The sequence below is a fragment of the Pseudolysobacter antarcticus genome (assembly GCF_004168365.1).
In the GTDB taxonomy this organism is placed as follows: Bacteria; Pseudomonadota; Gammaproteobacteria; order Xanthomonadales; family Rhodanobacteraceae; genus Pseudolysobacter; species Pseudolysobacter antarcticus.
Window position 1 is genome coordinate 2,249,328 of record NZ_CP035704.1, and the last position, 14,497, is coordinate 2,263,824.

Here is a 14,497-nt window from a genome sequence, read left to right on the forward strand (position 1 = left end):
GCAACCTTTTGCACTCTAGGCGCATCTCTTCACCTGCCTTTTCGTCTGTTATTCAAATGCATGACTTCCGTCACGTATGACTATCGACTCTAGCGGGGAAGGGGCCGGAACACGCACAGTGCGCACCATGCGACTTGCACTACGTTGGTGATATAGTTTAGTATTACACCAAGTCATCACATTCCTCGGGCGCCACGTCATGCAATCCAAATCGTTGAAACTTCAGCAACTCATCTGTGGCGGCATTTTGCTGGCTGCGTTCGGCGCCTTGTCCGGTTGTGGCGGCGGCCAGGCTGCACCTGCGGTCGATGCCAAAAAGGATGCCGTAAACGCGGTTCCGGTCGAAGTCGCTGAAGCGGGTCGCAACGCGATCAGCGCAAGCTACAGCGGCACGGCGTCATTGGTTGCGGATCATGAAGCCCAGGTCGTGGCGAAAACCAGCGGTGTGATGCTCAAGCTGTTTGTCGAAGAAGGCATGCTGGTCAAGGAAGGCCAATTGCTGGCGCAACTCGACGATGCCAACGCGCGCAGCAGCGCGGCGCAGACCGAAGCGCAGATGCACAAGGCCGAGGCGGTATTCGCGCGCGCAGAGCAGTCAATCAAGAAGGAACTGATTCCGAAGGCCGAATACGATACCGACAAATTCGACATGTTGAGCCAGCGCGCGGCGTTTGAAGTTGCCAAGCTGCAGCTTGCCTATACGCGCATCGTGGCGCCGGTCAGCGGCGTGATCGCCGAACGTTCGGTCAAGATCGGCAACTACGTCCAGACCAACGCCACGATGTTTCGTATCGTCGGCATGGATCCACTGCAGGCGGTGCTGAACGTGCCCGAGCGTCAGCTCGGCATCCTCAAGGCCGGGCAGACAGTGCGACTCGACGCCGATGCGTTGAGTGGCAAGAAATTCACTGGCGAAATCAAGCGCATCGCGCCGGTGGTCGATCCGGCCAGCGGCACGTTCCGCGTGACTTGCGAATTCCACGATACCACCGGCATCTTGCGTCCGGGCATGTTCGGGCGTATCGAAATCGTCTACGACCATCGCGAAAGCGCGTTGACTGTGCCGCGTTCGGCGGTGGTAGAAGAAGATGGCGAGACGTCGGTATTTGTGGTCGAGGCGGCGCCTCCGGCTGCAGCCAAGACGGACGCAGCAAAAACCGATGCAGCAAAGACCAACAAGCCTGCAGACAAGGCCGTAGCCGCCGCACCCGCAGTGCCGGGCATGGTCGCGCACCGACGCTTGGTCAAGCTCGGTTATCTCGATACCGATCGCGCTGAAATTCGCGAGGGCATCGAGGATGGCGCGCGCGTGATCACGGTCGGTCGCAACGCGGTGCGTGAGGGCACCGCCGTGCAGGTGTTGCCGAGCCAAGTAGTCGAGAAGCAGGTCGCGGACAAAAAGGCATGAGCATCGTCGCCTTCGCCACGCGCCGCCGCGTGACCATCGGCATGGTCACGCTGACCCTGGTGTTGTTCGGTTTCATCGCGCTCGGCAATCTCAAGGTCAATCTGCTGCCGGATTTGAGTTATCCGACCCTGACCGTGCGTACCGAATACGAAGGCGCGGCACCGCTGGAAATCGAAAGCCTGATCTCGCAACCGGTCGAAGAAGCGATCGGTGTGGTCAAGAACGTGCGCAAGATTCATTCGGTGTCGCGCACCGGTCAATCCGACGTGATCCTCGAATTTTCGTGGGGTACCAACATGGAGTTGGCCAGCCTCGAAGTACGCGACAAACTCGAAGTATTGAGCCTGCCGCTCGAATCCAAAAAACCCGTGCTGTTGCGCTTCAATCCGTCGACCGATCCGATCATTCGTCTCGGTCTGACCGGCGACAGCAAGAAGCCGGCGTTGAACGAAGCCGAGCTCAAACAGTTGCGTCGTTTTGCCGACGATGAACTGAAAAAACGTCTCGAACCCACCATTGGTGTAGCCGCGATCAAGGTCGGCGGCGGTCTCGAAGACGAGATCGATATCGATATCGATCAGCAGCGTTTGCAGCAGGTCAATCTCACCGTCAACGATGTCGCCAATCGCCTGCGCGACGAAAATGTCAATGTGTCCGGTGGCCGAATCGATGAAGGCACGCAACGTTATCTCGTGCGCACCGTCAATCAATTCACCAAGCTCGATGAGATGCGCGACCTGCTGGTCAAGGTCGACAAAGGTGTGCCGGTGCGTTTGCGCGATGTCGCCGAAGTGCGCCAGGGCTACAAGGAACGCGAAGGCATCGTGCGCATTGATGGCCGCGAGGCGATCGAAATGGCGGTCTACAAGGAAGGCGACGCCAACACCGTGAGTGTCGCGACGGCGGTGAAGGCAGCGCTGGAAAAGCTCAAGCCCACCTTGCCGGCGAATGCGGAACTGGCGCTGATCGACGACCAATCAATCTTCATTGAGCATTCGCTCGACGATGTGCGCTTCGATGCCATGCTCGGCGGTGTGCTGGCGATCCTGATCATCTTCTTTTTCCTGTCCGATACCTGGAGCACGTTCATCATTTCGTTGTCGCTGCCGGTGTCGCTGATCACAACGTTTTTCTTCATGGACCGCGCCGGCCTGAGCCTGAACGTCATGTCGCTCGGCGGCCTCGCACTCGCGACCGGCATGGTCGTGGACGATTCGATCGTCGTGCTCGAAAACGTTGCGCGTATGCGCGAGCGCGGCATGTCGGTGATCGCCGCATCAATCAAGGGCGCGGCGGAAGTCGCGATGGCGGTCACTGCATCCACGCTCACCACGGTCGCGGTATTTTTCCCGCTGGTTTTTGTGCAGGGCATCGCCGGCCAACTGTTCCGCGATCAGGCGCTGACGGTGACGTTTGCGATGCTGATTTCGCTCGTCGTGGCGATGACCTTGATTCCGATGTTGGCGTCGCTCAAGGGCCGCGCGCCGCTCGCGTTCAAGGACGAGGTGCCGCGTGACAAATCGCTTTGGGAGGAGGGACGCATATTCGGTCTGTGGCTGCTCCTCTGGCCGTTTGGTAACAGCAAGTTTAGAAATGTGGTGCTTGCGTTTTTCTTGTGGCTTGTGAGCCTGCCGGTGAAGCCGTTTATCTTCATTTTTGGCTGGGGTTTTGGTTTGCAATTACTGAAGTGGCCATTTGGAGAAAGCTGGGCAAAGAATCCGATAGTGGCATTCTCTGTTTGGGCAATTACCTTTGCGATCAAACTTGTGATTGCGCCTTTTTGGGCCATCTTCTTGGCGGTGATGTGTATTTTGTCGCCGATCCTTTATTACCTCTTGCGCGGGTCCGTCTTGGTAGGTCGACCAGTTGCACGATGGATCGGGCATGGCATGCGTTTCATCGGTCGGATTCTTGTCTTGATTCCGTACGAATGGATGGCATCCGGCTACCGGCGTTTCCTGCCCGGCGCACTCAAACAACCCTTGCTCGTGCTTGGATTTGCCGCAGCGATGTTCGGTGTGGCCGTGCTGTTGCTGCCGACGCTCGGCATGGATCTGATTCCGCAACTGGCGCAGGGACGTTTCGAAATGGTGGTGAAGTTGCCGCCTGGCACGCCGCTCGCGGAAACCGATGCACTGGTGCGCGAACTGCAGCTCAAGAACGCCAAGGATCCGAATATCAAATCGATCTACGGCGTCAGCGGCACTGGCACGCGGCTCGATGCCAACCCGACCGATTCCGGTGAAAACATCGGCCGACTGCTGGTCACGTTGAAGCCGGATGCGGGCGAGCGTGGCGAGCGTGCGGCGATGGATGGCTTGCGCAAAACCATGGCGATGCACGCTGGTGTCGAGGTGAAATTTTCGCGTCCCGCGTTGTTCAGTCTGGCGACGCCGCTGGAAATCGAGATTCGCGGTTATGACTTGTCTGCGCTCGAAAAGGCCGGGCATAAACTCACCCAATTGCTCACCGATTCGCCGCGTTTTGCCGACGTAAAATCCACTGTCGAGGGCGGTTATCCCGAAGTGCAAATCCAATTCGATCAAGATCGCGCCGCCGCACTGGGTCTCACTTCCAAGCAGATCGCGGATCAGGTCGTGAACAAGGTCAAGGGATCGGTGGCGACGCGCTACAGTTTCAAGGATCGCAAGATCGATGTGCTCGTACGTAACAGTCAGGATAACCGTCGCTCGGTCGCCGACATCAAGAACCTGATCGTGAATGTCGGCACCGATAAATTGGTGCGCCTCGATGCGGTAGCGAAAGTGGTGTCCACCGTCGGCCCGAGCGAGATTCATCGCATCACTCAGGAACGTGTGGCGATCATTTCGGCTAACCTGCATTACGGCGATCTCGGCACGGCGGTCAAGGAAGTACAAAGTTTGCTCGCGGCGAATCCACTCGCGGCCGGCGTCAGCATTCATATCGGCGGGCAGAGCGAAGAACTCGATGCATCGGTAAATTCGCTGATCTTTGCGTTGTCGCTCGCGATCTTCCTGGTCTATCTCGTGATGGCCTCGCAGTTCGAATCGCTGTTGCATCCGTTTGTCATCATGTTCTCGATTCCGCTGGCGCTGGTCGGCGCCGTGCTGGCGCTGAAAATCACGCATACGCCGCTCAGTGTGGTGGTGTTCATCGGCCTGATCATGCTGGCCGGCATCGTCGTCAAGAACGCGATCATCCTGATCGATCGCGTGAATCAATTGCGCGAATCCGGTACGGAAAAAGTTCAGGCGATCATGCTCGCAGCGGAATCGCGCCTGCGCCCGATCACGATGACGACGATGTGTACCTTGCTCGGATTTTTGCCGCTGGCGATCAGCACCGGCGACGGTTCCGAAGTGCGTGCGCCGATGGCTATCGCGGTGATGGGCGGACTGGCGGTATCGACCCTGCTGACGCTGATCGTCATTCCGGTGTTGTACAACCTGCTCGATCGCAAGCCCGACAGTTTGTACCTTGAACGCGGTCGTCGACGTGAGTCGAATATCGCGCAAGGTGATCACGATTCTGGCCCGGCGGTGATCGAAGGAGCCGTGTAATGACGCTCGCCGAACTCAGCCTGAAAAGGCCCGTCACTGTCATCATGTTTTTTGTGTCGATGGTGGTGATCGGGCTAATCGCGGCGGTACGTCTGCCGCTGGAATTGTTTCCCGATATCGACATCCCGTTCATGGCGGTCAACCTGCCGTATCCGAACTCCACGCCTGAGGAAGTCGAACGCGAAATCACGCGTCCGGTTGAAGAAGCATTGTCTACCTTGACCGGAATTCAGCGCATGAATTCCACCTCGCGCGCCGATGGCACGGATATTTTTCTGCAGTTCAAGTGGGGCCAGGATGTCACGATCAAAGCGGTCGAGGCACGTGAAAAAATCGATGCCGTTCGCTCCACTTTGCCGAGTGATTTGCAGCGTTATTTCGTACGCAAGTTTTCAAGCTCGGATCAGGCTGTCGTCAATATTCGTATCGCCAGCGATCGCGACCTGACCAATTCCTATGAGCTCATCGACAAGAAGCTCAAGCGTCCACTAGAGCGCCTGCCCGGTGTGGCCAAGGTCGGCATCGAAGGTGTCGCACCGAATGAAGTGCAGATCGAGATTTCGGCTGATCGGTTAAGCACTGCAGGCATCAGCTTGAACGACTTGTACAAGCGGTTGTCGGATGCGAATTTTTCAAGCTCCGGCGGTCTCGTGCGCGAGGGCGATCTGCGTTATCGCGTGCAGCCGATGGGCGAGTGGCGCAACCTCGAAGCGATCCGCAGTTTTCCGGTCAACGACAAGGGCCTGAAGCTCGGCGATGTCGCCAACGTCGCACTCAAGCCCGGTCGCCTGGATTACGCGCGTCATCTCGATCTGCGTCCCGCGATCGCGGTGGATGTGTTCAAGGAACGCAATGCGAATCTGGTTGATGTCAGTCGTGCGGTCAACGCGGAAATGCAGCGACTCGCGAAAGATCCCGAGCTGCAAGGCATCCAGCTGTATTTCCTGCAAGACTCGGGCGCGGGCGTGGTCAGCTCACTGCGCGAACTCGGTGAGGCCGGCCTGATCGGCACGTTGTTGTCGATCTTCGTATTGTTCTTTTTCCTGCGTGACTGGGCGTCGACATTGATGGTGTCATTGGCGATTCCGATCTGTCTCGTGATGACCCTCGGCTGCATGTATTTTTTCGGCATCACCTTGAACGTGTTGTCGATGATGGGATTGCTGCTCGCGGTTGGCATGCTCGTGGACAACGCTGTGGTCGTGGTCGAAAGCATTTATCAATTCCGGGAAAAATATCCCGATAAACCGTGGTACAGCGCGGTGCAGGGCACGCAGACGGTGGGTATCGCGATCGCCGCTGGCACGTTTGCGAGTATCGCGGTGTTCCTGCCGAATATTTTTGGCGCGAAAAATCAGATCAGTATTTTCCTCACGCAGGTCGCGGTGGCGATGACGATCGCGCATCTGGCGTCGTGGCTGGTTGCAGTCAGTCTTATCCCGATGCTCGCATCGAAATTGCCCTCACCGAAGTTCATCGCACGCGACAGTTTTATCTCGCGCCTGCAAACGCGCTACACCAACATGATCGACTGGACTTTGCGCAACCGGCGCTGGACCGTGGTCGGCACCATGCTGCTGGTGTTGCTGAGTTTTGTGCCGATCGTTTTGACCAAGACCGACATGTTTCCGCAAGGTGGATCGCGACAGTTATTTCTGCAATACGATTTGAACGCGGTTTATCGTTTGCCGGACATGCAGCAATCCATCCATAACATCGAAGCATTTCTGCATCAGCACAAGCAGGAATTTGATATTAAAAGCACCTACAGTCGCTTCGATGAATCTGGTCAGGCGTTCACCAGCATCCAGTTGTACGACGACAATCGCGGCGTGATGCGCACGATCAAGGCCACGCTGCAATCCCTTACCGGAATCAAGCTGCTCGATGACGATCACGTCACGCGCAGCACGGCTGCGATCATGCAAGATATACGCGACGGCTTGCCGAAAATTCCGATCGGCAGCGTCGGTTTCGATCAGCAAAAAAGCGGCAATAGCGATGGTCTGCAATTGTCGCTGGTCGGCGATTCGAGCAAACAATTGCACGAACTTATCGGATCGGTGATACCGGTGTTGCAAAGCGTGCCGGGCCTGCGCGATGTGCGTTCCGCCGAAAACAACAACGATACCGAACTCGCGGTGCATGTGGATCGCGACCGCGCGCAGAATTTCGGTTTCAGCGCGCAGCAAGTGGCGCAATACGTCGCAATTGCATTGCGCGGCATCAATCTCAAGGAGTTTCGTGGCGGCGAAAAAGACGTGCCGGTGTGGCTGCGTTTTGCGAATGCGGATACCCAGCGCATTGATGACCTGAGTGATTACAAACTGCGCCGCGCTGATGGCAGCATGATTCCGTTGATGGCGATGGTCGATCTGAAAACTCAAAGCGCGGCCTCCAGCGTGCAGCGCGAAAATCGCCAGACCTCTCTCTCGATAAAGACTAATCTCGCCGATGGCGTGACTATGGATGACGCCCGCAAAGGCATCGAAGCAGCGATGAAATCAGTGGTATTGCCGGCCGGTTATCGTTGGACATTCGGCACGAGCTTTGACGAATCGGACGAGGCTGGAAAGCAGATGGGACTCAATCTGCTGATCGCGCTGGTGCTGGTGTATGTCGTGATGGCATCGATGTTCGAATCGCTGATTTTCCCGGCCGCGATCATGACCACGTTCGTGTTTTCGATCTTCGGCGTGTTCTGGCTGTTCTGGCTCAGCGGCACGACGTTTTCGATCATGGCGTTCATCGGCGTGCTGATTCTGATGGGAGTGGTGGTCAACAACGGCATTGTCATGATCGTGCATGTAAACCATCTGCGGCAGCAAGGGATGAGCCGCAACGGGGCCTTGGTGCAAGGTGCGCGCGACCGAATGCGACCGATCCTCATGACCATGGGTACGGCGATTCTCGGCATGGTGCCGCTGTGTTTCAGCACCAACACGATGGGCGGCGGCGGTGGCCCGCCGTATTACCCGATGGCGCGTGCGATTGCGGGCGGGCTGATCTTCTCGACCCTAGTCACGATCGTCGTGCTGCCGACGATTTACTCGATGCTCGACGACATGCGCACGTGGACACGCAACCTGATTCAAGACGCCCGCAAGGGCCGCGCGCATCGCGCCAGTAGCGTCTGACCTATCGATGCAATGGGGCGGCGTTGCTTATCGCCCCATTACATCGAGATAGCTCGATCAGGGTAATTGCGCGAGCAAGGTCTGCAGCGCATGCACATAACGCGTGTGCAGATCCGCCGCCTGATCCATCGGCAATATGCCGAGTGCATACCATTCGCTGAGCCACGAACCGAGTTCGGCTTCGACATTGCCGACGTTGTCACCGCGTAGCCGTGCGGACAGGCGCGACACCTGATAATCCATGCGCCTCTGGCGATCCTGCGGCGGCGATTCGAGGCCCGCGATAAACTCGATGCGGATCAGCAGATCGTGCGCCTGCTCGGTACGTTGTTCTGCTTCCGAATACTCGACGCTGGCGTGTTCAGAGCGATGGAGTGCGTTTTCAAAACGTGGTGACAACACCGCGGAAAATTCGCGAGTCGCAGCAGGCAAAACGTCCCACGCCGTCTGTGCCGTGGCAGCCGTGAGCTTGCCGTTTTCCAGATCGAACAACACCGCATAACGCGCATCGGCATTGGTGTAGCGACTCAGCCGGCGCGCACGTTGCTGCTGTTCGCCCGCGGCTTGCGCGGCCTCGAGTGCGGCGTGATAACGCGTTTGCAGATTGCGCTCGACATTGCTCAATTCACGCCACTGCGTATCGATTTCGCGTTGCCGCGTGCGTGCTTCGGCGCTGCCTTGCGCGAGCGCATCACGCAGACCTTCGAGCTCGTCGACCAGCGCCGCTGCCTGCGTCTGCAATGCGACATGCGCCGATTCGCGTTGCTGCTTGGCTTGGTCGAGATTGCCGAACACCGCATCGCAGGCCGCGCGAAATTGTTCCCATTGTTTTTGATCGGTGCGACGCTTGCCGACACCGGCGACTTGCCAGCGCTTCTGCAATTCGCGTACTTCGCGCGGCGCATTCGCCGCGTCCGGATTCGCGCCCACGCTCGTCGCTTTGGCGATCAATGCAGTCTTGTTTTGCTCGACCGCGAGTTCATGCGCGTCAGTAGATGCGGCGAGTCGCGCGATCGCATCCTTGAGGCGCTTGGCGAGCTGCGTGCGTTGACGCGGATCGACTGAATCGAGCTGGCCGCGCAATGCCAAAACCGTGTCGCGGCGAACAGTGGCGATCAGCTTCCAGTCGTCGTTTTCCGGCGTGATGGCATCGGCGCGAGCCAGCAGCGCTTCGATTTCCTGCTGGTGCGACTTGCGCACTTCCTCGCGTTTGTCGAAATATAAACGCGTCGGTTTCAGTGCCTGATGACACAGCGCCTGAAAACGTTTTGCGATGCCTTGCGTTGCGGCTTGGTCGGACAGATCTTCGGCAGTATCCAGCTTCTGCCATTCGTTACGCGCGTCACGCACTTTGGTCGCAACGGCATCGGGATGCAGGCCAGCACCGAGCAGGGTTTCCATATCCTCGACAAGTTGACGCCGCCGTTTGTCGTTCGCCCAGTGCTGCCACTGTGCGAGTTCGGCGAAGCGGGTTTCGTGCTGCAGCAAGGTTTGCACGATAGCCGCGGGCACATCACGCAGACGTTTGCGTTGCTCGGTGATGGCCGAACGCAGGCGCCGCGCCGTGCTGGTATCGCCCGCATCAAGCGCGCCGGCGTAACGCTCAATCTGTTCTTTCAGTTCGCCGAGCAAGGCCTGATGCTGATCCCGTTCGCGTTGGGTTTCATCGCGCGCCTTGGCTATAGCGGCATCGAAATTCGCGCGTGCGAGCAAGGCGTCGGCCTGCATCTCGGCGCTGATGATTGGCTCGTGTGGTGTTTCCTCCATCGGCGCAATTTCGCTTTCTGGACCGACGTCGATCGACTCGGGTGGTGCGATTTCCTCGACCATGACCAGTCGATTCGCGGCGCGATCCGAGCCTTGCGCGAGCAGCGTATGAGCGACGGCATAACGCTGGCGAAACGATTCCGGTATCTGCGCCGAAACTGCCGACCACGCGAGTTCGATCTGCGACAGATCATCATTGCGTGTATTGCTGCCGCTGGTGCGCAGCAATGCCTCAATGCGTTCGCACAACGCCTGCACGCGCGCCACAATCGCGGCGTTGTCGCCGCTCGCAATACGCTGCGCATCGGCGCGTTCGCGCGCGAGGCGGCTGATGATTTTATCGGTCTTGCGGGTCTTTTCAGCGATGCGTGCGAGCACCGCAGCATCGCTGATGCGCTCGAGTGCAGTCTGGCGCAATCCCGGGTCGGGATCGCTGACGGCACGATCCGCGATTAGGCTCGCGCGCGTGACACGCTCGAACGCGGCGCGGCGCAAGATAATGTCTTTCGCGCGGATTGCGATGTGCTCGATATCTTCATTGATCTCGATGATGCCGAGCTCACGCAAGCGAGCGTTGATTTCGATTTCGGCAGGCAGTTCGCCGCACAACATACCGAGATATTGCGTGCGCGCAACGCTGCGCAGGGCCGGGTCGGGATCGTTGCCGGCGCGATCGCGGTACAACGAAAAGTCATTGACCCGGCGCAGCGCGGCAAGACGCACACGATGATCCTCGTCCTCGCGTGCGATGCGCGGCAGTTCGTGCAGCAGCGCCTGGTGTTGCGCCTCCTGCACGGCCACGCGGCGAATCGCGGCGTCCTTGTGTTGCCACTTCGGTTTGAACAGCAGTTCGGTGAATTTGTTGGGCAGCAGACTCATGCGCGATGACTCGATCAGATCAAACGTTTGACGATGCGGAATGCGGCCAGGTATTCGCCCAGCATCATGCCAAGATTGGTGAACATGAAAATCATCAGGGTGCGCGCGACGCGGTTACGCCACCAGCCGCGCCACTCGACTAGGTCGTGACGCAAGGCGTCGAAGTCACCGACTTGCGGCCGGCGCAACCAGAGCTCGGTGCCCGCGCTGAACGCGCCTGACGGCACGAGAGGGCGGAACGGTTTCAGCGGTCCGGCCAATGCTGCGGCAAGAACACTCAGCGGATGCGCGCCGGCAATCAAGGCACCGATCGCCGAACCGCCGGCGGTGAACACCACCCAATCCTGCAAGGCTTGCGTACCAAAACTCGCACCACGCGTGAACGCATATGCGATCGCTGCGATGATCAAAACCAGCATGCCGAGCCCAAGCACCTTCGGCCAGCGCGCCGCTGGCGGATTGGCCTTGAGCGGCGCCAGCGTGATGGCGGGCGCTTCCTGTTGTGCGACCAGTTCGCGTTCGATGCCGGCGAGATGGCCGGCGCCGAGCACCGCCAGCACGCGAAACGGTTTAACGGATTGAATATTTTCTGCTGACGTTTTTCCGGCGCTTTCTTCGCGCAGACGCGCTGCCATGAAACTGTCGCGCTCGGCGATCAGGCTGCGATACAACGGTTCGGATTGTTTGGCGAATTCGTCGAACATGCTGGTCAGCATGTCGCCTTGCTTGAGTTTTTCGATCTCGGCTTCGTTGACCTCATCGGTACTGAAGAGACTGCCGACCAGGCCACCGACGATACCGAGCCTATCCATGAAACCGACGCTGCGATACGCGCGTTTCAGCGTGGTGCCTACCTCGCGATCGATCAGCCAGATCGGCAGATTCTGCGTATCGGCGACATCGATCGCGGCCTTCATTTCGGCGCCCGGTTCGATACCGAACTGTTCAGCCAGGCGACGCTGAAAAGAAGACAAAGCAAGGTTTGCCGCGACCAGTCCGGCTTTGCCATCACGGATCACCTGAAACAGGTCGAGCTGACGCAACGCATCGGGATTGCGGATCGAGTTGTAGCGGCTTTCGCACAGCTCGACCGCTACCGCGTCGAATTGCTGCGTCTCCAGCAATTCGCGCACTGCGGCCACGCTCGCGCGCGACACATGTGCGGTGCCGAGCAGCACGTATTCGATGCCATCGCGTAGCACGTATTTGATCGGTTGATCGGCCAGCACGCTGCCGCTTTCGACGGGCGCGGATTCGGCAACGGGTAGGGCGGAAGATTCAGTCATGGAGAACTCGTAAGCCCGCAAGATGGGCAAGGGTCGAACCACATCGCAACCGCGATGGGCGAGATAGTTTAGGAGATGGATGCTAGTCGCGGAAGCGCTTCAAAATATCCGCATAAGCGTCGATGCGCCGATCACGCAGGAACGGCCAGATGCGGCGCACGTTTTCGCAACGCTCCATGTCGATCGTGGTGATCAAGAGTTCACGCTGATCGCGGCTGGCTTCTGCGAGAAATTCGCCCTGCGGTCCGGCGACAAAACTCGATCCCCAGAACTGGATGCCGCGTCCGCTATCGGGCGCCGCCTCGAAGCCGGTACGATTGCACGCGAGCAGCGGCAGACCATTGGCTACCGCATGGCCGCGTTGCACTGTGATCCACGCATCGCGTTGGCGCGCCTTTTCGGCATCATCGTCAGCGGGATCCCAGCCGATCGCAGTCGGATACAACAACAGCTCCGCGCCGGCCAATGCCATCAATCGCGCGCCTTCCGGATACCACTGATCCCAGCACACCAGCACGCCGAGTTTGCCGACCGATGTCTGGATCGGCTCGAAGCCGAGATCGCCCGGAGTGAAATAGAATTTTTCCATGAAGCCCGGATCGTCCGGGATATGCATCTTGCGATACTTGCCGGCGATCGCGGCGCTGCGATCGAATACCAGCGCGGTATTGTGATACAGCCCGGCGGCGCGGCGCTCGAAGATGGATGCGACGATTACCAGTTTCAGTTCCGCGGCCAGCCCGCCAATGTATTCGCTGCTCGGGCCAGGAATGGTTTCGGCGCGGTCGAATTCGGCAACACTTTCGTGCTGGCAAAAATACGGACCGTTGTGCAGCTCCTGCAGCAACACCAGTTGCGCGCCGGCAGCCGCGGCTTCGCGCAAACCGATTTCGATCGCAGCGAGATTGGCCGCGACGCTGCCGCGATCGGTTTCCTGCAGTAGTGCGACGATCAGGTTTTTGCTTTTCTGCGTGTTCATGCCAACACACCTTGGGGCAGTTGCATGGTCACGCAATGCAGGCTGCCGTTTTGCCAGATCAACGCGCGACACGGCACCTGAACAATACGTCGGCCCGGATGCGCTGCACCGATGATTTCGGCGGCGCGCGCATCGGCGATATCGTCGTACGCCGGCACGAGCACAGCGCCGTTTACCACCAGATAATTGGCATACGATGCGGCCAGGCGGCGCTCACCATCACGAATCGGTTTTGCCCACGGCAGCGGCCGCAACAGATACGGCGAACCATCAATGCGCCGCAGCGCAGCGAGCTCGGCGCCCATGCGCGTGAGTTCGGCATGGTGCACATCGCTGGCATCGTCACACGCCTGGTACACGATGCTGCCATCGGGCGCAAAGCGTGCCAGCGTATCGATATGCGCGTCGGTATCATCGCCTTCGAGATAGCCATGCTCCAGCCAAAGCACGCGGTCGGCAGCGAGACTCTGCTTGAGGATTTCGGTCATCTCGGCGCGCGGTTGGGTCGGGTGACGTTGCTGCAGGCAGCGCCATGTCGTCAGGATCGTACCCGCGCCATCGCTTTCGATCGCGCCGCCTTCGAGTGCCCAGTCGATACGCTCATGGTCGGCTTTGGCAAAGACTTCGCGCGCGACCAAGCCTTCGACGAGCTGATCGTCACGGCTCGCGGCAAATTTGCCGCCCCATCCGGTGAAGTGATAATCGTTGAGACGGAACTCAGCGTCACGCGTCAACGTGATCGGCCCGGAATCGCGCAGCCAGGTATCGTCATAATCGATTTCGATGAAACGTACCTGCGTGAGATCGGCCTTGGCTTTTTTCAGCAGCTTTTCGGCGTGGGCGCGAATTTCACCGCTCGCTACGCAAATCAGCGCCGGCTCAAACTGCGTGATCGCGGCAACCAGTGCGGTATAGGTGACTTCGACATCGGCCAGCCGTTCCGCCCAATCGGTAGCGGCATGCGGCCACGCCAGCAGGATGCCCGCCTGCGCTTCCCACTCGGCAGGCAGGCGCAAAACCGCTAAACTCATTGGCCGCTGTAATCCGTGTTGTTACTTCGCAGTGCGACGCTGGTCAACACGATGTTGCGCTCGAAATACACGGTGTAACCGGGGTAGACCCAGCGATTAATCGGCGGATGAAGCGCGGTATCGCCACCGGCCACCGGCAGTTTGTCGCTCGGTGTGCCGTAGCGTTTTTCGACCTGGCTCATGCTCATGCCGCGGCTCGGTGCGTTGGTTGCGTTGACCGTGCTGAGCTGATGCGTGGCCAGCGTGTCCGCGTTGGCTTGTCCGGCGTACACGCCAAAGGTAGCGGCCATAGCCACGGACGCGATGATGCGGGGGAGATACGTACTTTTCATGGAGGCCTCCTCGAAAATCAAACCAAGCTCGCTTTGTAGCAGATTGGCGGTTTCATATCCATGTCGCCAGCGTATGACAACGTGCTGCCACAAAGCAGAAAGGCCGCTTGAGGGCGGCCTTTCAGTGTTGCAACAG

Annotated in this window: 8 protein-coding genes; 3 read left to right on the top strand and 5 right to left on the bottom strand. The window is 58.9% G+C overall.

Annotated features, from left to right (window positions below; genetic code table 11):
* The first annotated feature begins 199 nt into the window (after positions 1–199).
* The 3 genes from ELE36_RS09535 to ELE36_RS09545 are packed head-to-tail and all read left to right on the top strand — an operon-like array spanning position 200 to position 8,087.
* Positions 200–1,408, top strand: coding sequence for an efflux RND transporter periplasmic adaptor subunit (locus tag ELE36_RS09535; protein WP_129832845.1), 1,209 nt, complete (start codon positions 200–202; stop codon positions 1,406–1,408).
* A complete protein-coding gene (locus ELE36_RS09540) occupies positions 1,405–4,950 on the top strand; it encodes an efflux RND transporter permease subunit (RefSeq protein WP_129832846.1) in 3,546 nt (1,181 codons plus the stop codon). Before ELE36_RS09535 ends, ELE36_RS09540 begins: the two co-directional genes overlap by 4 nt.
* On the top strand, positions 4,950–8,087 hold the full coding sequence (locus ELE36_RS09545) for an efflux RND transporter permease subunit (RefSeq protein ID WP_129832847.1): 3,138 nt from the start codon (positions 4,950–4,952) through the stop codon (positions 8,085–8,087). The genes ELE36_RS09540 and ELE36_RS09545 overlap by 1 nt, the downstream gene beginning before the upstream one ends.
* A gap of 57 nt (positions 8,088–8,144) precedes the next feature.
* Here ELE36_RS09545 and ELE36_RS09550 read toward each other — a convergent pair whose 3' ends face one another.
* From ELE36_RS09550 to ELE36_RS09570, 5 genes are all read right to left on the bottom strand, one after another.
* The gene (locus ELE36_RS09550; RefSeq protein WP_129832848.1) at positions 8,145–10,733 is read right to left on the bottom strand and encodes a DUF349 domain-containing protein; all 2,589 of its coding nucleotides are present in this window, start codon (positions 10,731–10,733) and stop codon (positions 8,145–8,147) included.
* A 14-nt stretch (positions 10,734–10,747) separates the two neighbouring features.
* Positions 10,748–12,019 (bottom strand): TraB/GumN family protein, encoded by a 1,272-nt coding sequence (locus tag ELE36_RS09555; protein ID WP_129832849.1) that lies wholly within the window; start codon positions 12,017–12,019, stop codon positions 10,748–10,750.
* An 82-nt stretch (positions 12,020–12,101) separates the two neighbouring features.
* Positions 12,102–12,998 carry a carbon-nitrogen hydrolase gene (locus ELE36_RS09560; protein WP_129832850.1) on the bottom strand — a complete coding sequence of 299 codons (897 nt, stop codon included), beginning with the start codon at positions 12,996–12,998 and terminating at the stop codon, positions 12,102–12,104.
* Positions 12,995–14,029 (bottom strand): agmatine deiminase family protein, encoded by a 1,035-nt coding sequence (locus ELE36_RS09565; RefSeq protein WP_129832851.1) that lies wholly within the window; start codon positions 14,027–14,029, stop codon positions 12,995–12,997. The genes ELE36_RS09560 and ELE36_RS09565 overlap by 4 nt, the downstream gene beginning before the upstream one ends.
* Positions 14,026–14,361 carry a hypothetical protein gene (locus ELE36_RS09570; protein WP_129832852.1) on the bottom strand — a complete coding sequence of 112 codons (336 nt, stop codon included), beginning with the start codon at positions 14,359–14,361 and terminating at the stop codon, positions 14,026–14,028. Before ELE36_RS09570 ends, ELE36_RS09565 begins: the two co-directional genes overlap by 4 nt.
* Between the last annotated feature and the right edge of the window lie 136 nt (positions 14,362–14,497).